Consider the following 20,782-nt stretch of genomic DNA (forward strand, 5'->3'; position numbering starts at 1 on the left):
TGCAACAACAAATCAACCGCCACAAGATGAATTTTCAACATTTTTCCATAACAATTGCATACGGACGATTTTAACAATTGCGCCGGCCGGGGGGCGCCTGCCAGAGTTGTATTCGTTACATCGTCCTTATCACCTTTGCCACCTGTTGATGTGCAATTGAACGTTACCGTACGGAAATTTGCGTTACAATCTCACGCTTCGCGCAGTCATTCATCGCGCCCGCAGTAGCCGCCTTCCCTGTACCAGGAGTCCTGATGTATCCGTTACCCCGTGCCGCCCGCCTCCGGCAAGCGGCCTGCCCGTCTGCGCCGCCCCCGACCGCCGCGTTCCACCGCGTGGCGCGCCTGATACGTGCGGGTGCGGTCTGCGCGGGCCTGCTCGCAGGGGCGGCCGCCGCCGCCGCGCCCACGTACCAGTTCTCGCCCGTGAACCAGTACAACGTGCAGGTCACGGCCAGCTTCTGGAATCCCATCATGGAATATGTGTCGCAGAAAAGCGGCGTCACGCTGCGCCTGAAGATCGGCCGCACGTCCGCCGATACGACCTCGTTCGTGCTGGCCCAGGAAGTCGATTTCGCCTTCTCCAACCACCTGTTCTCGCCGGAGCGCGAGCGCATGGGCTGGCGCGTGCTGGCCCGTCGCGACGCGCCGCCGGTGCGTTCGCAGCTCGTGACGCTGGCCGACTCGCCCGTGAAGAACGTGGCGCAACTGGCCGGTGGCGACGTGGCGTTCCCCGGTCCGGAAGCGCTGGTCGCCTACAAGGTCAGCTACGCCGAACTGCTGCGGCGCGACGTGCCCGTCAACGTGGTCTTTGCCGGCAACATGGACGGCGCCTTCGCGCAGCTCGAAAGCGGCAAGGCGCGCGCGGTCGGCGCCAATTCGCAGCTGGCCGAGGCCTACGCAGCGCGTACCGGCCGGCCGCTGCGCGTGCTGTGGCAGTCCGCCCCGTTCAATGACCTGGCGCTGATGGTCTCGCGCCGCGTCCCGGCGGCCCAGGCCGATGCCGTGGCGCGGGCCTTCCTGGGCATGGCCACCGATCCGCGCGGCCGCCGCATCCTCGACGAAGCGGCCGCGCTGATCAAGATGGCGCCGTTCACCTTCGTGCCCGCGAAGGAAGGCGACTACGACGCCTACCGCGACTTCTACAGCCGCGCGCCGGCACGCCTGCGCTGATGGACGTCCTGCGCCGCCTGGTACCGCGCACGCTGTGGGGCCGCATGCTGGCCCTGTACAGCGTCACCGTGGTGTGCTTCCTCGTGCTGGGGCTGGGTACCTATTACCGCCTGCAGTTCCTGCGCGAGATCGAGGAGGTGCAGGACATGGCCGGCATGCTGGCGGAGGTGGCGTCGCAGGCCGTCGAGGAAAGCGTCGTCATCGGCGACTACGACACGGTGCAGCGCACGCTGGCGAAAACCCTGCACAACTCGCCGCTGCGCGCCGCCGCGTTCATCGACATGGGCGGCAATACGCTGCGCATTGCCGATCCGCGCGAGATGGGCGACCAGCCACCGCAGTTCATCGTCGACATGGTGGCACAACGGTTGTACGACGTGAACCGGCCGATCTCGGTCGGCGGCCACGATTACGGCGTGATGCGCTTCACCTTCGACGAGGCGGCCATCGCGGCACGCCTGTGGCACCTGCTGCGCGACGCGGCCGGCCTGGCCTGCGCCTGCCTGGTGCTGTCGCTGTTCGCGATGCAGTACCTGCTGAGCCGCTGGCTGCGCCAGCTGACCCGCCTGCAGAGCGTGGAGGCGGACCTGTCCGCCGGCGTGGCCGATGCGGCGGCAAGGCCGGGCGATGCGCCACTGGAGATCGAGCAGGCGATGCGCGCCGTCGACCGCATCACGCACAGCATCCGCAGCCAGTTCGACCAGCGCATCGACACGCTGATCGATTCGCTCATCCAGCACAAGAACGCGCTGGACGAAGCCTGCAATGTCTGCGAGCTCGATCCGGCCGGCCGCATCGTTTCCGTCAACGAGCGCTACGTGGCCGCTTCCGGCTACAGCCGCGAGGAACTGCTGGCCATGTCGATCGACGAGATCGGCGAAGTGCTGGTGCCACTGCGCCAGGGCGTGGCCGGCGCCGCCGTCAGGACGGGCGAAGTACGCCTGACGGACCGCACCGGCCAGGCCCACTGGCGGCGCCGCACGCTGGTGCCGATCTTCGATGCGGCGCGCGCGGTGGAAAAATACATCTGCATCGAGATCGACATCACGGACCGGCGCCGCAGCGAGCAGCTGGCGCTGGCGCACGCGCGCAAGCACGAGCAGGCCGCCGCCTTCGCCCGCTTCGCGCTGACGGAGACCGATCACGACACGCTGTGCAAGCTGCTGGTGCGCGCCGCCGCGGTCGGCCTGCAAGCCGACTGTGCCGCCCTGCTCCGCCATGATGCGTCGGGCAACCGCTGCGTGGCCGCCTGGTATCCGGGCGAACCGGGCGGCGGGGTGTCGACCGACGAGCCGCTCGGCCATGCCGAACGCATGGCCGTGGCGCTGCGCTGGGGCGACGTGCCGGGCACGCTGGCCGTCTACGGCCATGTGCCGAACGCGTTTACCGACGAGGACCGCCATTTCCTCGACAGCCTGGCCGCCGCCTTCGCCAATGCCGCCGAGCGCCACCACAGCAGCAACCGGCTGCGCTATCTGGCCACGCACGATCCGCTGACGTCATTGCCGAACCGCGCCGCCTTCGGCGAGCAGCTGGAACGGGCCGTCGTGCCGGGCGGCGCCATGCAGCTGCTGCTGATCGACCTGGATCACTTCAAGAACATCAACGACACCCTCGGCCATGCGGCCGGCGATGCGCTGCTGGTGGAAGCCGCGTGCCGCCTGCGTGCCGCCGTGCCGGAGGGCGCGTTCGTGGCGCGGCTCGGCGGCGACGAATTCGCCGTGATCTGCCCCGCCGGCCTGGACGACGCCACCGTCGATGCCTGCGCCGAACGGCTGGTGGAAAGCCTGCGCCGCCCGTTCGCACTGGACCGGAACGAGGTGTTCATCGCCGCCAGCATCGGCATTGCCGCCAGCCCGCGCGACGGCACGGTCGCACAGGACCTGGTGCGCAATGCCGACACGGCGATGTACGGCGCCAAGCAGGCGGGCCGCAATCGCAGCTGCCGCTTCCAGGCCGCGATGAACGAACGCGTGGCGCGGCGCATGTCGCTCGAATCGCGGCTGCGCGGTGCGCTGGGCCGCGGCGAATTCGCGCTGGCCTACCAGCCGAAGCAGGACATCGCGACCGGACGGCTGACCGGCTTCGAGGCGCTGCTGCGCTGGTCCGGCGCAGAAGGTCCGGTACCGCCGGACGTGTTCGTGCCGATCCTGGAGGACAGCGGCCTGATCCTGCCGGTCGGCGCCTGGGTCATCGATACCGTGTGCATGCAGATCCGCGCCTGGGGCGACGCCGGCATGCCGCGCGTGCCGGTCGCGATCAACCTGTCGGCGCGCCAGTTCCAGCAGGAGAACCTGGTCGACGTGATCCTGGCCGCGGCCGACGGCGCCGGCATCAGCCCGGCCGCACTGGAATTCGAGCTCACCGAGTCGATGCTGATGACCGATCCGGCGGCGGCCGAGGCGGCGATGCACCGGCTGAAGGCGGCCGGCATCGGCCTGTCGATCGACGATTTCGGCACCGGCTATTCCAGCCTCTCCTACCTGAAGCGCTTCCCGCTCGATGCCTTGAAAATCGACCGCGCCTTCGTGCGGGACCTGCCGGGCGATTCCGAGGACCTGGCCATCACGCGTGCCGTGATCGCACTGGCGCACAGCCTGAACCTGCGCACCATCGCCGAGGGCGTCGAGGATGAAACGCAGCTGGCGTCGCTGCGCGAGAACGGCTGCGACGAGATCCAGGGCTACCTTTACGGCCGGCCGATGGCGGCGGCGGATTGCCTGAAGCGTTTCGGTCCGCTCATGGAGATGGCGGTCTGATCGGGCATGCCATGCCGCCCGGGATCCGGTGGGGTGGTCGGCACCTCGGCCACCGTTGACGGGATCGGCCGCTAGAACAGCGCGGCCTGCAAGGTCACGGCCTGCGGCATGGGGTCCGGCGCCGCCCACAGGACGGCTGCATCCGGCAGCGCGAGCAGCTGGCGTGCCGCGGCATGCGAGCGGCAACCCAGCCACGCATCGAAATCGCCGGGCGCCACCGGCACCAGCGCGCGCTTTTCGTCACCCGGGCGGTGGAAGCGCGCCAGCAGCGGATGCGCATCGGCATTGACGGTCAGCTGGGTGAACGAACCGGTGCGGCGGCCATCCGGCGCCTGCCAGGCACGCCAGAGCCCCGCCACGGCCAGCGGCGCCCCGTCCGCGCGGCCGATGGCCCAGCGCTCGCTCCTGCCCGTGCTGGCAACTCCCTCGTAATTCGGTTCGTACCAGCGTTCCATCGGGATCAGGCAGAAGCGGAAGGCGGCCCACGCGTCGCGGAAGCTGGCCAGCGTGCCGGCCGTTTCGCTGCGCGCATTCATCGTCGAAAAGCCGCGCGTGCCGGGCGGGAAGCGGTGCTGCGGCACCATGCCGTAGCTCGCCACGAGGCCACGACGGGTGCCGTCGGCCGTCGCGACGATGATCGGCGCCGCATAGTCCTGCCAGATTTCCGGCTCCCATTCGCCGGCCGGCATCGCCTCCGTGGCGATGCCGAAAGAAGCCAGGCTGTCACGCCTGACGGTCACGTAATTGACGCACATGGATCCTCCGCAGCGCGCATGGTAGCAGGCCGACAGCGGCGGTGCCCGCCAAGGGAGCGTCGCCCAGGGGATCGTGTTGCAGCTTATTGCAGGTCGCGGCGCTGCAGGGCGCGGGCGACCTGGACGAGGATGGTCCTGGCCAGGGGATTGTTGTGGTGTTCGGCGCTGGAGGCCTCGGCGAGAAGGCGCGCGGCGGCACGCGGATTGGCATCCGGCGAGACGGCCTGCAGCAGCTGTCCGACAAGATCGCAGGCCTGCAGTACATCGTCGATGCCGACCGTTTCCAGGCCGAGCGTGTAGGGCGGCGCACTGCCGCAGGTGTGTGATTTGTTCATGGTGGATTCCTCGCCACCATTACACCGCGGATGAGAGCCGCCCGCCGTCAGCACACGTGCCGGGCGCGTGTCAGCCTATGCCTCATGTCGACCAATGTTATCGGCAAGGCACTTACTACCGGTTGGTTCTTCGTAGCAACGGATACATGGTGCCGACGCCTAGGGCACCAGGCGATCCTGGCCCGCATAACAGACGAACTGCTCGCCCCGCGCGAAGGCCACCAGCACCATCCCCGCCCCTTCCGCCATCCGCACCGCGGCCGCGGTGGGCGCCGAGACGCCGACGATGGCAAAGGCGCCCGCCATCGCGGCCTTCTGCACCATCTCGACGCTGACACGGCTGGTGACGAGCGCAAAACCGTCCCCCTCGCGCAGGTCCGGCTGGCGCGCCAGCGCGCCCACGACCTTGTCCAGCGCATTGTGGCGGCCGACATCCTCGCGCGCCACCTTCAGGGTGCCGTCCGCATCGCACCACGCCGCGGCGTGCGTCGCGCCGGTGACCCTGTTGAGAGCCTGCCGGGCGGGCAAGGCGGCCAGCGCACCCCGGATTGCCGCGCCGGTCAGGACCTGCGTGCCGGCCTGCGGGGGCAAGGCGCGGTAGACCTGGTCCAGGCTGTCCACCCCGCACAGGCCGCAGCCCGTGCGGCCCGCCAGCGAGCGGCGGCGCTCCTTCAGCGCCACGAAGGCCCGGCTGGCCACTTCCAGCTGCACGGCCACCCCGCCGTTGACCGCCTCGATGTCGATGCCGTAGCACTCGCCGGCATGGTCGATCAGGCCTTCCGTCAGCGAAAATCCCAGCGCGAAATCCTCCAGGTCCGCCGGCGTGGCCATCATCACCGCGTGCGAGATGCCGTTGTAGACCAGCGCCACCGGCACCTCCTCGGCCAGCGAATCCCCGGTGTGCGCCGCCACGCCCGCTTTCACGCGCAGCACCTCATGCCGCGCGGCGGGCTCGGGAAGTGGATGGTCGGGGACGATGGGGCAGGTATCGGCAGTCATCCCGCGATGATGCCACATCACCGCCCGCAACGTGGCCGCCGCCAACGGCACAGCTCGTGTCCACTTCGGGGTCAGACCCCGACACGGACACGAGCTCAACAATCACGCAGCATCGCCAGGTGGCTTTGCCCGATTCGCACTCACTGACTGCTCAGCTCGTGTCCATGTCGGGGTCTGACCCCACGGTGGACACGGGCCCGGCTGTTGGCAGTCTTGTATTAGACATCTCTTGTATGACACGGTTCGCTGATTTATTGCTAACGAACTGTTTTAAATTTGCCGCATTTCATAAGGGATAGTACGTAGTCCCGCACTTGTTCCTGCAGCACCGGAAGTTTCCTGCGAAAATACCCAGTGGCGGTGACACCATCAGTCGCCCGAAGTTATAAATCCTTATAAAGGAATCGTATGAACCAGATGTCACGGCGCCAGTTCCTCAAGGTGACCGGCGCGACCATCGCGGGTTCGAGTATCGCGGCGCTCGGGTTTGCGCCGGCTACGGCCATGGCCGAAGTCCGGCAGTACAAGCTCGCGCGCACGACCGAAACCCGGAACACCTGCCCCTACTGCTCCGTCGGTTGCGGCATCCTGATGTATGGCCTGGGCGACGGCGCGAAGAACGCGGCGGCCAGCATCATCCACATCGAAGGCGACGCCGATCACCCCGTTAACCGCGGCACGCTGTGCCCGAAGGGGAACAGCCTGATCGACTTCATCCACTCGCCGAACCGCATGAAGGAACCGGAATACCGGGAACCGGGCGGCACGGAATGGAAGAAGATCTCCTGGGACGACGCGCTCGACCGCATCGCCAAGCTGATGAAGGCCGACCGCGATGCGAACTTCATCGAGAAGAACGCCGACGGCAAGACGGTCAACCGCTGGCTGTCCACCGGCTTCCTGGCTGCCTCGGCCGCCAGCAACGAAGTCGGCTACCTGACCCACAAGACTGTCCGCAGTCTGGGGATGCTCGCATTCGATAACCAGGCGCGTGTTTGACACGGTCCGACGGTGGCAGGTCTTGCCCCGACGTTTGGCCGTGGAGCGATGACGAATCACTGGGTCGACATTAAAAATGCCGATGTGATTCTGGTTATGGGCGGCAATGCCGCCGAAGCGCACCCGTGTGGTTTCAAGTGGGTCACCGAAGCGAAAGCCCATAACAAGGCGAAGCTGATCGTGGTGGACCCGCGGTTTACCCGTACTGCGTCCGTGGCGGACTACTATGTTGCCACGCGTACCGGCGCGGACATCGTGTTCCTGGGCGCGATCGCGAACTACCTGATCACGAACGACAAGATCCAGCATGAATACGTCCTGAACTACACGGACATGTCCTTCATCGTGCGCGAAGACTTCGCGTTCGACGACGGCATCTTCACCGGTTACGACGCCACTGCCGGCAAGTACACCGACAAGAGCAGCTGGAACTACGAGATGGGCGAAGACGGCTATGCCAAGGTCGATCCGACCCTGCAGCACCCGCGCTGCGTCTACCAGCTGTTCAAGAAGCACTACTCGCGCTACACGCCCGAGATGGTCACCCGCGTCTGCGGCGTGTCTTCCGAGCAGTTCCACAAGGTCGCCGAGACGCTCGCGTCGACGGCCGTGCCCGGTCGCGCCGGTACCATCCTGTACGCACTGGGCTGGACGCACCATTCCACCGGCGCGCAGACGCTGCGCATGGGCGCCCTCGTCCAGCTGCTGCTGGGCAATATCGGTATCGCGGGCGGCGGCATGAACGCACTGCGCGGCCACTCGAACATCCAGGGCCTGACCGACCTGGGCCTGATGTCGAACCTGCTGCCGGGCTACATGACGCTGCCGTTCGATGCCGAACAGGACTTCGACAAGTTCATCGAAGCGCGTGCACCGAAGCCACTGCGGCCGAACCAGCTTTCCTACTGGAGCAACTACAAGAAGTTCCACGTGAGCTTCATGCGCACCTGGTGGGGCGACGCGGCAACGCAGGAAAACAACTTCGCGTTCGACTACCTGCCGAAGCTGGACAAGCCGTACGACCTGCTGCAGACGCTCGAGCTGATGCATCAAGGGAAGATGAACGGCTACGTCTGCCAGGGCTTCAACGTGCTGGCCTCCGCCCCGAACAAGCAGAAGACCATCGAGGCGCTGTCGAAGCTGAAGTTCCTCGTCATCATGGATCCGCTGGCCATCGAAACGGGCGAATTCTGGAAGCCGCACGGCGAATTCAACGACGTCGATCCGACCAAGATCCAGACCGAAGTGTTCCGCCTGCCGACGACCGTGTTCGCCGAAGAGCGCGGTTCGCTGGTGAGCTCGTCCCGCGTGCTGCAGTGGCACTGGCAGGGCGCCGAGCCGCCGGGCCAGGCCCGTAGCGACCTGGAGATCATGTCCGGCCTGTGGCTGCGCCTGCGCAAGATGTACCAGACCGAAGGCGGCAAGTTCCCCGACCCGATCCTGAACCTGACGTGGCCGTACGCCCGTCCGGACAGCCCGACGCCCGAAGAAATCGCCATGGAATTCAACGGCAAGGCGCTGCAGGAGATCTCGGATCCGAAAGATCCGACCAAGGTGCTGCTGAAGAAGGGCGAACAGCTGGCCAGCTTCTCGCAACTGCGTGACGACGGTTCCACGGCTTCGGGCTGCTGGATCTTCGCCGGCAGCTGGACGGCCGCGGGCAACCAGATGGGCCGCCGCGACAACTCCGACCCGACCGGCATCGGCAACACGCTGGGCTGGGCCTGGGCATGGCCGGCCAACCGCCGCGTGCTGTACAACCGTGCCTCCTGCGACACGAAAGGCAAACCGTTCGACCCGACGCGCAAGCTGGTGGGCTGGAACGGCACCACGTGGAGCGGTGCCGACGTGCCGGACTTCAAGCTGGACGAAGACCCGGCCAACGGCATGAACCCGTTCATCATGAATGCCGAAGGCGTGGCGCGTTTCTTCGCCCGCGGCCAGATGAACGAGGGTCCGTTCCCCGAGCACTACGAGCCGTTCGAGAATCCGTTGGGCTACAACCCGATGCATCCGAAGAACAAGGCAGCGACCTCGAACCCGGGTGCGCGGATCTTCCCGAACGACCGGGCCCAGCTCGGCACGCACGTGGACTTCCCGCATGTGGCGACGACCTACCGCCTGACCGAGCACTTCCACTTCTGGACCAAGCACGCAAGGCTCAACGCCATCGCGCAGCCGGAACAGTTCGTGGAAATCGGCGAGGGACTGGCGAAGGAAATCGGCGTGATCGCCGGCGACAAGGTCAAGGTGTCCTCGAAACGCGGCCACATCATCGCCAAGGCGGTGGTGACGAAGCGGATCAAGACGCTGACCATCGAAGGCAAGCCGACGCACACGGTGGGCATCCCCCTGCACTTCGGTTTCAAAGGCCAGACGAAGCCTGGCTATCTCACCAATACGCTGACCCCGGCGGTGGGCGACGGCAACTCGCAGACCCCCGAGTTCAAGTCGTTCCAGGTGAAAGTGGAGAAGGCATAACATGGCACTGCAATCATTAGACATCAGGCGCGTTTCCGCCACGACCGTCCAGCCGCCGGCCGCCCGCGCCCCCATCACGGGCACGGTCGCCAAGCTGATCGACGTTTCGAAATGCATCGGCTGCAAGGCCTGCCAGACCGCCTGCTCCGAATGGAACGACCTGCGCGATGAGGTGGGCGAGAACATCGGCGTGTACGACAACCCGATCGACCTGACCCCGCAATCGTGGACCGTGATGCGTTTCACGGAACACGAGAAGCAGGACGGCAACCTGGAATGGCTGATCCGCAAGGACGGCTGCATGCACTGCGAGGAACCGGGCTGCCTGAAGGCCTGTCCTTCGCCGGGCGCCATCGTGCAGTACACCAACGGCATCGTGGACTTCCACGAAGAGAACTGCATCGGCTGCGGCTACTGCGTGACGGGCTGCCCGTTCAACGTGCCCCGCATCTCGAAGCAGGACAACCGCGCGTACAAGTGCACGCTGTGCTCGGACCGCGTGGCGGTGGGCCAGGAACCGGCCTGCGTGAAAACGTGCCCGACCGGTGCGATCGTCTTCGGTACCAAGGAAGACATGAAGGAGCACGCGGCCGAGCGGATCGAGGACCTGAAGTCGCGCGGCTACGAGAACGCCGGCCTGTACGACCCGGCCGGCGTGGGCGGCACGCACGTGATGTACGTGCTGCACCATGCGGACCGTCCGTCGCTGTACCATGGCCTGCCGAACAATCCGTCCATCAGCCCGATGGTCGGCCTGTGGAAAGGGCTGACGAAGCCGCTGGCGCTGGCCGGCATGGCGGCGGCGGCACTGGCGGGCTTCTTCCACTACACCCGTGTCGGCCCTAACGAGGTCAGCGCGGCGGAGGAAGAGGAAGCACTGCACGACGCCAAGCGGATCAGGGAGGAGACATGAAGCGCACTGTCGAACTGAAGGACAAGGACGGCCTGCCGCTCATCGAGCGGTACAAGCCGAACGAACGCACCAACCACTGGATCACGGCGATTGCCTTCGTGCTGCTGGCCGTGTCCGGACTGGCCATGTTCCATCCGGCCATGTCGTGGATGGCGGTGTTCCTGGGCGGCGGCCAGTGGACGCGCATCCTGCACCCGTTCATCGGTGTGGTGATGTTCCTGTCGTTCCTGGTGCTGGTGCTGCGCTTCTGGCACCACAACTTCCTGGACGCGTCGGACCGTCAGTGGCTCAAGCAGATGGACGACGTGCTGGCCAACCGCGAGGAGAAGCTGCCCCGCATCGGCAAGTACAACGCCGGCCAGAAGCTACTGTTCTGGGCGCTGATCGTGTCGATGCTGGGCCTGCTGCTGACCGGCATCGTGATGTGGCGCGTGTACTTCACGTTCCTGTTCCCGATCGAGCTGGTGCGCCTGGCTTCGCTGCTGCACGCGTTCTTCGCGTTCGTGATCATCATGTCGATCATCGTGCACGTGTACGCGGGCTTCTGGATCAAGGGCTCGATGGGCGCGATGGTGCGCGGCACGGTCACCTACGGCTGGGCACGCAAGCATCACCCGCGCTGGTTCGAGTCGGAAATCCGCAAATCGGACCGCTGAGTACGCGTTCCTGCGTAATGGTCTAAAATCGGCCGGGCCCCTGTGGCCCGGTTTTTTCATTAAAAGTTGCCCGAAAAATGGGGACAGACCCCATTTTCCGGGAAATTAGTTTCTTCAAAAATGGGGTCTGTCCCCATTTTTGAGGAAACACTGGAGTTAATTTGGTACAGCGTCTGCTAGAACCCGGCGAGATCGAAGGTCTCGACCACACCGCCATTCCCCGCCTGCTGCTGCCGCAGCCGGGCGTCCTGTACACGGCCCGCGCAGAGCGGCTGCGCCAGCTGGCCGCCAACAACATCCAGGGCACGTCCGTCGATGCCACGCTGTCGAGCTACGTAAAGCTGATGGCCGAACTGGTGCAGGCGCAGGCCGACGTCGTCGCCACGCTGCTGCCGGCCGGCATACCGCTGCCGGACACGGAAACGATGCGCGTCGCGCACGAACACAATATGCCGGTGCTCCCGGCCACCGGCCAGCGCCCCGCCGAGTGGCGCGCCGTGTATGCCGCCATCCTCGACAGGCTGGCCACCAAATCGGCCGACCAGCCGCAGCTGGTGACGGCAATCGCCGCCCTCCGCGCGCTCGATGAAGCGCAGCTGGAAGGCGCCGCCGATGCGGTACTGGGCGAATTCGCCGAAGGCATCGACCCGCTGCACGCGCCGTTCATCGCCGCCGCGCTGCAGGCCACCTGGAGCCTCATGGCGTCGCAGCTGGACGAGTGCTGGGCCCAGCCGCTGATCACCGGCACGCTGTGCCCGGTGTGCGGCTCGCATCCCGTCGCCAGCGTGATCCGCATCGGCGGCCAGTCGCAGGGCTACCGCTACCTGCACTGCCAGCTGTGCGCCAGCGAATGGCACATGGTGCGCGTGAAGTGCTCCTGCTGCGAATCGACCAGCAAGATCGCCTACCAGGGCCTGACGGACGCCGAAGCCAACCTGGTCGAGGAAAACATCGCCGCCGCCAGGGAAGGCAAGATGATGAACAAGGCGAACGACCCGACCCGCGTGGCACGTGCCGAAACCTGCGACGAGTGCCATACCTACCGGAAGATCTTCAACCAGGAGCACGACTACAACGTCGATCCGCTCGCCGACGACCTGGCCAGCCTGGTGCTGGACGTGCTGGTGTCCGAGCTGGGCTACGCCCGCGCCAGCGGCAACCCCTTGCTGCGACTGGGCAGCCCGGCATGATGGACGGCGCGTCAGGCAAGGCGACACCGGGCCTGCGGCTGCCGGCCGTCCACACGCTGCTTGCCGCCGAGGCGTGCCAGCCGCTGGTGGCCGAATTCGGCCGCGAGCAGACGGTCAATGTGCTGCGCGAGGTACTGGCCCGCTTGCGGGAATCGCTCGTGAACGGCGGCGCCCCCGACACGTCCCAGGCCGCCGTGCTGGCCGCGCTGGCCGAACGCCTGCGCGACGCCAACCGCTCGCACATGCGCCGCCTGTTCAACCTGACGGGCACGGTGCTGCACACGAACCTCGGCCGCGCCTTGCTGCCCGACGTGGCAGTGCAGGCCGTGGCCGACGCGCTGCGCTGGCCGATGAACCTGGAATGGGATCTGGAGACGGGCAAGCGCGGCGATCGCGATACCCTCGTCGAGGAACATCTCCTCAAGCTGACGGGCGCCGAAGCCGTCACCATCGTCAACAACAACGCCGCCGCCGTGCTGCTGATGCTGAACACGGTCGCGATGGGCCGCGAAGTGATCGTCTCGCGCGGCGAGCTGGTGGAAATCGGCGGTGCGTTCCGCATCCCGGACGTGATGACGCGCGCCGGCGCCACGCTCGTCGAAGTGGGCGCCACCAACCGCACGCACGAGAAGGACTACGATGCGGCGGCGGGCGAAAAGACCGCGCTGATGATGAAGGTCCACTGCAGCAATTATGCCATCACCGGTTTTACGAAGGAAGTCACGCTGGAAGAGCTGGTCCCGCTGGCGAGGAAGCACGGCATCCCCGTCGCCGTGGACCTGGGCAGCGGCACCCTGGTCGACCTGGAACAGTACGGCCTGCCCCATGAACCGACGGTGCGCGAGACCATCGCCGCCGGCGCCGACCTCGTCACCTTCAGCGGCGACAAGCTGCTGGGCGGCCCGCAGTGCGGCATCATCGCCGGCCGCAAGGACCTGATCGCCGCCATCAAGAAGAATCCATTGAAGCGTGCCCTGCGCGTCGGCAAGCTCACGCTCGCCGCGCTGGAACCCGTGCTCGCGCTGTACCACGCGCCGGACCTGCTGGCCGACCGCCTCACCACGCTGCGGCTGCTCACCCGCCCGGCGGCATCGATGCGGCGACTGGCCGAACGGCTGCTGCCGGCCGTGCAGGGGGCGCTGGGCGACACGTACACCGTCACCGCCGAACCGATGCAAAGCCAGATCGGCAGCGGCGCCCTGCCCGTCGATAACCTGCCCAGCTACGGGCTGGCGATACGCTCTGCGCCAGCAACGCGCGGCAATCCGCTGGGCGTGCTGGAACGCCGCCTGCGCGACCTGCCCGTGCCCGTCATCGGCCGCATCAAGGACGATGCGCTGTGGCTGGACCTGCGCTGCCTGGAAGAGGCGCATGCCGCCGAATTCGAGGCGCAACTGACCGACCTGGGCCGCGCATGATCGTCGGTACCGCCGGCCACATCGACCATGGCAAGACCACCCTCACGCGCGCGCTGACGGGGGTCGACACCGACCGCCTGAAGGAAGAAAAGGCGCGCGGCATCTCGATCGAATTGGGCTACGCCTACGTGCCGCTGGCCGATGGTTCCGTGCTCGGCGTGATCGACGTGCCGGGCCACGAGAAATTCATCCGCACGATGGCCTCCGGCGTGACGGGCATCGATGTCGCCCTGCTGGTGATTGCGGCCGACGACGGCATCATGCCGCAGACCGTCGAGCACCTGGCCATCCTGCGGCTGCTGGGCGTTACGCGCGGCGCCGTCGCGCTGACGAAATGCGACCGCGCCGATGCCGAACGCATCGCCGCCGTGGAAAACGACATCGCGGTGCTTCTCGCCGATACGCCATTCGCCGGCGCACCCGTGTTCCGCACCGCCGCGACCAACCCGGGCGATGCCGGTGTCGCCGCCCTGCTCGATCACCTCGCCGCCATCGCGCAAACGCTGCCGTCGCGTGACGAACAGCGCCTGTTCCGCCTGGGCGTCGACCGCGTGTTCACGCTGGCCGGCCAGGGTACCGTCATCACGGGCACCGCGCTGTCCGGCGACGTGGCGGTGGGCGATACGCTCGTGCTGGCCCCCGGCGGCCAGAGCGCCCGCGTGCGCGCCATCCATGCGCAGAACCGCACCGCCACGCAGGGCCATGCGGGCCAGCGTCTCGCGCTGAACCTGGCCGGCGTGGCGAAGGAAGACATCGAACGGGGCAGCTGGGTGGTCGCCCCCGCGCTGGCCGACGTGTCGGAGCGCATCGACGCGCGGCTGACCCTGGCCAGCGGCGTATTGAAAGCCTGGTCGCCGGTGCACGTGCACCTGGGCGCCGCGCACCATACGGCCCATGTGGTGCCGCTCGATGCCGAGACGGTGCAGCCGGGCCAGACCGCGCGCGTGCAGCTGGTGTTCGACGTGCCGCTGCACGCGGTGCCGGGCGACCGCTTCGTGGTGCGCAATGCGCAGGCCACGCAGACGATCGGCGGCGGCGTGGTGCTCGACCCGTTCGGCGCGGCGCGCAAGCGCCGCAGTCCCGCGCGCCTGGCGTGGCTGGAGGCATTGCAGAGTTACCTGGATGGCGGCGACGTGTCCGCACTGCTGGCGCAAAGCCCCCTCGGCGTGCGTGCGGCGTCCCTGGTGCGCCTCACGCAACTGCCGCCCGATGCGCTGCCACTGCCCGTGGGCGCGCTGCGCGTGCCGCTGTCCGGCGGCGAAGAGCTGTGGATCATGGAGGCGGCGCTGGCCCAGCTGGAGGGCTCGGTGCTGGCCTCACTCGCGACCTTCCATGCGAAGCATCCGGACGACGCCGGCCCCGAACTGTGGCGGCTGAAACGCATGGCGCAGCCGGATGCGGAAGATGCCCTGTGGAGCGCCCTCGCCGCCCGCATGCTCGCGCAAGGCAGCATCGCGCAGAGGGGCCACAGCCTGCACTTGCCGGGCCACAGCGTGGCATTGACGCAGGAAGAAGAAGCGCTGGCGGCACCGCTGCTGGCGGCCGTCGAGCAGGGCCGCTTCGATCCGCCGTGGGTGCGCGACTTGGCAAAGGCACAGCGCGTGCCGGAAGACGAAGTGCGGCGGCTGCTGCGCAAGCTGGCGCGCGCCGGGCAGCTGTCGCAGGTGGTGCCGGACCTGTTCTACCACCCGCGCGCGCTGGCGGACATGGCGCGCATTGTCGCCACGCTGCCGGACACGCAGGCGGCGACGTTCCGCGATGCGACGGACCTGGGCCGCAAACGCGCGATCCAGGTGTTGGAGTATTTCGACCGGGTCGGCTATACTCGCCGCGTCCGCAACAGCCACCTGGTGCGGCCCAACGCGAGCTGGCCGGAAGCGATGTGACCAGCGCGAGCCAGCGCGTTTCCAAGTAGTCCTAGGAAGGCATTCTCATCCGGTGATGGGGCCGGGCTTCAAACCCGGTGAGGGGCGTCAGACGCTCCTCTGTAAGTTCGACTCTTTCTGCCTTCCGCCACCCTGCCGTTTATTCCTTGCCCGGCATCTTGCCGCTCTTCGGCGCCGAATCGAGCGCGCGGCGTTCGACCGGATTCACGTAGGCGTCGGACGGCTTGATTTCCATGGCGCCTTCCGCACCGCCATCGCCATTGCCGGCGCCCATGCCCTTCGTCGAGGTCGCGCTGGTACCGGCATCGACGCGCTCGCCCGTCACCGGGGAGCCGTCCGCGGCCGACGTGCTGGCGCCGCTGCTGTCGGCCTTGCCATCGTCCTTGTTATCGGACTTTGCATCGGCGGCGGCATCCGCCTTCACCTGGGCCTGGCTCTTCGGGTTGTGCTTCGTCGTGTGGCCCTTGCCGCCGTTCTTGTCCTTCTGCTTGTTGGTGTTCTGCTGCGCCGTGGCGGTGCGGCCCGGCGTGGCTTCGGTGCCGGCCTTCGTGTCCGACTGGGCCTGCGGCGGGTTCGCCATGTTCGTCACGGAATGGCTCTGTGCCGACGCGGTGCCGGCAAATGCCAGGGCGGCCATTGCCGCAATCATGGTGGTGTTGAGCTTCGTATTGAATGTCGTGTTCATGGTGTTCTCCTCTGGCCAGTGGCCTTGCAACGTTCGGGCGCGGGTCTCGGATGACGCCGCCGGATGACACCATTCTGTCATGCAGCTCGACCATTGGGAGTAGGAGAAAGCGCCGTGCGCGGGTCGGCGCGCATCCGTCCTACCCCTGCCGGTGGCGCCGCCATCTCTCCCTTACAGCAGGTAGACGCGCCCCGCGTGGTTGCCGACAATGACTTCATTGCAACCACCACCGGAGTCCATCATGACAGCCCAGCACACCATCAATACCGTCACTACCCGCGACGGCACCATCATCCGCTACACCGACTGGGGCGACGGTCCCGTCGTCGTGTTCAGCCACGGCTGGCCGCTGCAGGGCGACGCCTGGGAAGACCAGATGATGTTCCTGGCCGACCATGGCTACCGCGTGGTGGCGCACGACCGCCGCGGCCACGGCCTGTCCAGCAAGCCCTGGCACGGCAACGACATGGACCACTACGCCGACGACCTGGCCGCCGTGATCGAATCGCTGGGCCTGGAAAACATCATGCTGGTGGGGCACTCGACCGGCGGCGGCGAGGTGGCGCGCTACATCGGCCGCCACGGCACCGGTCGCGTCACCCGCGCCGTGCTGGTGGGCGCCGTCACGCCGCGCATGCTGGTGGGCCCGGACAATCCGAACGGCGTGCCCCTGTCCGTGTTCGACGAGATCCGCGCCGGCGTGAAGAACGACCGCTCGCAGTTCTTCAAGGACCTGACGACGCCGTTCTATGGCTACAACCGCCCTGGCGCGAAGGACTCGGCCGGCGTGCGCGAAACGTTCTGGCTGCAGGGTTCCCAGTCGAGCATCCGCGCCGCCTATGCCTGCATCAAGCAGTTCTCCGAGACGGACTTCACGGAAGACCTGAAGAAGATGACCTTCCCCACCCTGGTGATCCATGGCGATGCCGACCAGATCGTGCCGATCGATGCCACCGCGCGCCGCGCCGTCGAGATCCTGCCGCAGGGCCGCCTGGTGGTGTACGAAGGCGCGCCGCACGGCCTGCCGACCACGCACAAGGACCGCCTGAACGCGGACCTGCTGGCCTTCCTGCGCAGCTGATGAAGGCGACACCCAGCGACCTGTTCCTGGGCATCTGCCTGGGCGGGCTGGCCGGCTATGTCGACACGGCGGGCTTCGTGGCGCTGTACGGGCTGTTCACGGCCCACGTGACGGGCAACTTCGTGCTGATCGGTGCGGAACTGGCGCGCCCTTCGCACGGCCCGCTGCTGCTGAAGTTCCTCGCCTTCCCCGCCTTCGGGGCCGGCGTGGTGTTCGGCCGGCTGCTCGGCAATGCCTATGAACGCCGCGGCAGCAGCGCCGTACGGCCCCTGCTGGCGCTGGAGCTCGTGCTGCTGGCGGGTTTCATGGCGGCGGGCCTGGCCGCGGTGCCGTTCGAACACCAGAGCGCGCCGCCGGTGCTCCTGGCCGGCATGCTGGGCGCGGCGGCGATGGGTGTCCACAACGCCGCGGGCAAGCAGCAGTTCGCCCGCATCGCCCCGACCACGGTCATGACGGGCAACGTGACGGAGCTGCTGTTCAATGTGACGGACCTGGCGACCGGCCATGGCGCCCCGGCCGCGCGCGAAAAGCTCACGCGCTTCGCCTGGCCCGTGCTGGCCTTCGCGCTGGGCTGCATCGCCGGCGGTTCGGCCTACGTGGCGGCCGGCTTCTGGTGCCTGCTGCTGCCGGTGGGCGCGCTGGTGATGCTGCTGGGCCTGCGCTGGCCATCGCCGGTGCCCGTCCCCGCCGCGAAATAGCATTCCCGGCCATCCCGGCCGCGGGTCGGGAAGAGCGCAGCGACGATGCCCCGCCGCGCTCTTCCTGGCGTTCCTCGCCTTACTCCCCCGCTTTCACCGCGGCTTTTTCTTCCTCCTGCGCGGCCTTTTCTTCCTCCTCGACGACCTTGGCCTCGATCCGCCGGTCCGGGATCAGCCACAACGCCGCCACGACCGCGTAGGCAAGGAACCCCATCCACGCCGCGAAGAACGACAGCGCCACGCCGGCAAGGTACAGCACGATGGAGATCTTGCCCTTGCGGTTCTCGCCCGTGGCCTCGGCCAGCGTCGCGTTCTTCGGATGGTTCGACACGAGCATCAGGGTGAGCAGCCAGAAGGCCACCGCGCACATGGCCAGCACGAAGCCATACGCCGCCGTCGGCCCTGTTTCGAAATGATTCTCGCCCATCCAGGCCGTGACGAACGGGATCAGCGACAGCCAGAACAGCAGGTGCAGGTTGGCCCACAGCACACCACCGCTGACTTCCTGCACCGCATGCAGCAGGTGGTGGTGGTTGTTCCAGTAGATGCCCACGTAGATAAAGCTGAGCACATAGCTCATGAACACGGGCCACAGCGGCAGCAGCGCGTTGAAGTCCGGGTGGTGCGGTACTTTCAGTTCCAGCACCATGATCGTGATGATGATGGCGATGACGCCGTCGCTGAACGCTTCCAGTCTTCCCTTGCCCATGGTGGCTCCGCCTTGAAAAGAGCGACTTTACCAGCACGGCGGGGCCCCGGCATCACCGGAAAGAGGCAAACGGGGAATGATTCGTTACTGCGCACGAATGATCGGACATTGCAAGGACGACAAAAGCTCCGTAAGCTCTCACACTTCGCCAACTGAATGAGCACCATGAACACCAATCCCAAGCGGCTGGAAGAACTGGAATCGGAGGATCGCCGCGTGCGCGAGCTGTCGCGCTACGGGCTCGATCCGGACCGTCCCGATCCGCAGCTGCGCTTCATCGTGGAGCTGGCCGTCCAGACCATGGGTGCCGAGATTGGCGGCATCAGCCTGGTCTACGAATCGCACATCTGGCTGCCCGTCACGGTGGGCATCGCGCTGCGCGACGTGGACCGCAAGCACTCCTTCTGCGGCGACGCGGTCGCTGCCGGCCAGGAGTTCTTCGAGATCGGCGATGCGCTGGAAGACGACTGGAGCGCCAGCCGCCCGATCGTGCGCAACGCGCCGCATTACCGGCACTATGCCGCCGTCACGCTGCGCGGCAACCGCGGCTACGTGCTGGGCACCCTGTGGGTGATGTGGCGCGAGCCGGGCCGCCTCGACGAGGCGCAGCGCACCATGCTGCAGGGCCTGGGCCGCCTGGTGACGGACACGCTGGAGCTGCGCTACTGCGACGAGGTCACGGGCCTGTACAACCGCACCGCCTTCATCCAGCACCTGCAGCAGGCCAAGAGCCCCGCGGGCGCCAGCGAACTGACGGTGGGCTATATCGACCTGTCCGGCTTCCACCAGGTGAACGAGATCTTCGGCCGCCGTGCCGGCGACGCGGCACTGGCCGAGATCGCTGCCCGCATCACCGGCTGGGCCGGCAGCGGCAATCCGGTCGGGCATATGGGCGGCGACCGCTTTGCCTTCGCTTTGCTGGAAGGTTCGGACGATGGGCGCATGCAGGCCCTGGCCCGCGCGATCGACATGCCGATCCAGCTCTCCGCCGACCGTCACCAGGTGCTGCGCGCCCGCATCGGCGTGGTGCGCCAGGACCTGCCCACCACGCTGGCCGCGGCCGCCCTGCTGGACATGGCCGAAACGGCCGCCTCCAGCATCGGCGAAACGCACACCTTCACCGTCGTGCGCGAATATGGCGACGAGCTGCGCGAGCGCTCCGGCCTGCTGCACGACATGCTGGGACTGCTGCAAGGGCATGACGCGGCCGGCGAACTGACGATGCATTACCAGCCGCAGGTGAACTTCGCGCGGCAGAAGCTGATCGGGCTGGAGGCGCTGGCGCGCTGGCACCATCCGCGCCGCGGCGCCGTGCTGCCATCGACCTTCGTGCCGCTGGCCGAAAGCACGGGCCGCAGCTACGAGCTCGATCTGCTGGTGATGCGCCAGGTGTGCCAGGACATGCGGGGCTGGGCCGATGCGGGTCTGCCGCAGGTGCCCGTTTCGCTGAACTTCTCGCGCGCCTCGCTGCTGCATCCCGAGCTGGCCGGCACCATCGCCGCGCTGCTGGACGAGTTCCGGCTGCCCGGCGCGCTGCTGGAGGTGGAAGTGACGGAAAGCCAGCTGCTCGAGGCGCCGCAGGCGCTGCACGAGCGCGTGGCGGCGCTGCGCGAACTGGGGCTGCGCATCGCCATCGACGATTTCGGCATCGGCTACTCGAACCTGGATGCCATCGGCTCGCTGCCCTTCGACCGGCTGAAGGTGGACCGCCGCTTCGTGCACGGCGTGGCCGACAGCGCCGTGACGGCCAGCCTGTTCCGGCTGATCCAGGGCGTGGCCGAAGGTTCCGATGCCGAGCTGCTGTGCGAGGGACTGGAACGCCAGGTCGACCTGGACTGGCTGCGCCACGAACACGCCTACTGCGTGCAGGGCTGGTACTTCTGCTCGGCGCTGCCGCCGGAAGGCGTGGAGCACCTGCTGCGCGCCTGGGGCGACCGTTCCAGCCGGCCGGCCCCCCATGGCGACATGCGGGAGCTGTTCTCGCAGACGTGATCCGGCGCGGACGACCCTGCGCGTCCGACCGGGCGGCACAGCCGCTCCGGCACC

The 20,782-nt window shown here is 67.3% G+C and carries 16 protein-coding genes and 1 tRNA gene; 12 read left to right on the forward strand and 5 right to left on the reverse strand.

What is annotated here, in order from left to right; genetic code table 11:
- Nucleotides 1-254: 254 nt before the first annotated feature.
- Nucleotides 255-1,172 carry a phosphate/phosphite/phosphonate ABC transporter substrate-binding protein gene (locus tag IP91_RS03000; protein ID WP_145647278.1) on the forward strand — a complete coding sequence of 306 codons (918 nt, stop codon included), beginning with the start codon at nucleotides 255-257 and terminating at the stop codon, nucleotides 1,170-1,172.
- Entirely contained in the window at nucleotides 1,172-3,931 is a 2,760-nt protein-coding gene (locus IP91_RS03005) for an EAL domain-containing protein (RefSeq protein WP_145647279.1), read from the forward strand. Before IP91_RS03000 ends, IP91_RS03005 begins: the two co-directional genes overlap by 1 nt.
- 71 nt (nucleotides 3,932-4,002) lie before the next feature.
- Here IP91_RS03005 and IP91_RS03010 read toward each other — a convergent pair whose 3' ends face one another.
- The 3 genes from IP91_RS03010 to fdhD form a co-directional block, all read right to left on the reverse strand.
- Nucleotides 4,003-4,686, reverse strand: coding sequence for an SOS response-associated peptidase (locus IP91_RS03010; protein ID WP_145647280.1), 684 nt, complete (start codon nucleotides 4,684-4,686; stop codon nucleotides 4,003-4,005).
- Between the two features lie 83 nt (nucleotides 4,687-4,769).
- A complete protein-coding gene (locus IP91_RS03015; RefSeq protein ID WP_145647281.1) occupies nucleotides 4,770-5,021 on the reverse strand; it encodes a hypothetical protein in 252 nt (83 codons plus the stop codon).
- A gap of 159 nt (nucleotides 5,022-5,180) precedes the next feature.
- Nucleotides 5,181-6,020: a formate dehydrogenase accessory sulfurtransferase FdhD gene (gene fdhD / locus IP91_RS03020; RefSeq protein WP_145647282.1), complete on the reverse strand. Its 840-nt coding sequence runs from the start codon at nucleotides 6,018-6,020 to the stop codon at nucleotides 5,181-5,183.
- A gap of 408 nt (nucleotides 6,021-6,428) precedes the next feature.
- On the opposite strand from fdhD, the gene fdnG reads away from it, so the two are divergent.
- The 7 genes from fdnG (at nucleotide 6,429) to IP91_RS03055 (ending at nucleotide 15,693) form a co-directional block, all read left to right on the forward strand.
- Complete coding sequence (gene fdnG, locus IP91_RS03025) at nucleotides 6,429-9,500, forward strand: formate dehydrogenase-N subunit alpha (protein ID WP_145647283.1); 3,072 nt, start codon at nucleotides 6,429-6,431, stop codon at nucleotides 9,498-9,500.
- Nucleotide 9,501: 1 nt separating this feature from the next.
- Nucleotides 9,502-10,413, forward strand: a complete 912-nt coding sequence (gene fdxH, locus IP91_RS03030) for a formate dehydrogenase subunit beta (RefSeq protein WP_145647284.1) — start codon at nucleotides 9,502-9,504, stop codon at nucleotides 10,411-10,413.
- Nucleotides 10,410-11,069, forward strand: coding sequence for a formate dehydrogenase subunit gamma (locus tag IP91_RS03035; RefSeq protein ID WP_145647285.1), 660 nt, complete (start codon nucleotides 10,410-10,412; stop codon nucleotides 11,067-11,069). Before fdxH ends, IP91_RS03035 begins: the two co-directional genes overlap by 4 nt.
- Before the next feature lie 161 nt (nucleotides 11,070-11,230).
- Entirely contained in the window at nucleotides 11,231-12,259 is a 1,029-nt protein-coding gene (fdhE, locus tag IP91_RS03040) for a formate dehydrogenase accessory protein FdhE (RefSeq protein WP_145647286.1), read from the forward strand.
- Nucleotides 12,256-13,677: an L-seryl-tRNA(Sec) selenium transferase gene (gene selA / locus IP91_RS03045; RefSeq protein ID WP_145647287.1), complete on the forward strand. Its 1,422-nt coding sequence runs from the start codon at nucleotides 12,256-12,258 to the stop codon at nucleotides 13,675-13,677. Before fdhE ends, selA begins: the two co-directional genes overlap by 4 nt.
- Complete coding sequence (selB, locus tag IP91_RS03050; protein WP_145647288.1) at nucleotides 13,674-15,563, forward strand: selenocysteine-specific translation elongation factor; 1,890 nt, start codon at nucleotides 13,674-13,676, stop codon at nucleotides 15,561-15,563. Before selA ends, selB begins: the two co-directional genes overlap by 4 nt.
- Nucleotides 15,564-15,597: 34 nt before the next feature.
- Nucleotides 15,598-15,693, forward strand: a tRNA-Sec gene (locus IP91_RS03055).
- 9 nt (nucleotides 15,694-15,702) lie between these two features.
- On the opposite strand, the gene IP91_RS03060 is transcribed toward IP91_RS03055, so the two are convergent.
- Nucleotides 15,703-16,248 carry a hypothetical protein gene (locus IP91_RS03060; RefSeq protein WP_145647289.1) on the reverse strand — a complete coding sequence of 182 codons (546 nt, stop codon included), beginning with the start codon at nucleotides 16,246-16,248 and terminating at the stop codon, nucleotides 15,703-15,705.
- Nucleotides 16,249-16,507: 259 nt separating this feature from the next.
- Between IP91_RS03060 and IP91_RS03065 the strand changes: the two genes are divergently transcribed.
- Together IP91_RS03065 and IP91_RS03070 are read left to right on the forward strand one after the other, a co-directional pair.
- A complete protein-coding gene (locus IP91_RS03065) occupies nucleotides 16,508-17,329 on the forward strand; it encodes an alpha/beta fold hydrolase (protein WP_371860599.1) in 822 nt (273 codons plus the stop codon).
- Entirely contained in the window at nucleotides 17,329-18,027 is a 699-nt protein-coding gene (locus IP91_RS03070) for a YoaK family protein (RefSeq protein ID WP_145647291.1), read from the forward strand. The genes IP91_RS03065 and IP91_RS03070 overlap by 1 nt, the downstream gene beginning before the upstream one ends.
- Nucleotides 18,028-18,106: 79 nt before the next feature.
- Here IP91_RS03070 and IP91_RS03075 read toward each other — a convergent pair whose 3' ends face one another.
- On the reverse strand, nucleotides 18,107-18,736 hold the full coding sequence (locus IP91_RS03075; protein WP_145647292.1) for a TMEM175 family protein: 630 nt from the start codon (nucleotides 18,734-18,736) through the stop codon (nucleotides 18,107-18,109).
- Nucleotides 18,737-18,901: 165 nt separating this feature from the next.
- Between IP91_RS03075 and IP91_RS03080 the strand changes: the two genes are divergently transcribed.
- On the forward strand, nucleotides 18,902-20,728 hold the full coding sequence (locus tag IP91_RS03080) for a putative bifunctional diguanylate cyclase/phosphodiesterase (protein ID WP_158643069.1): 1,827 nt from the start codon (nucleotides 18,902-18,904) through the stop codon (nucleotides 20,726-20,728).
- The last annotated feature ends 54 nt before the right edge of the window (nucleotides 20,729-20,782 follow it).

Source organism: Pseudoduganella lurida (assembly GCF_007830455.1).
Lineage (GTDB): Bacteria > Pseudomonadota > Gammaproteobacteria > Burkholderiales > Burkholderiaceae_D > Rugamonas > Rugamonas lurida.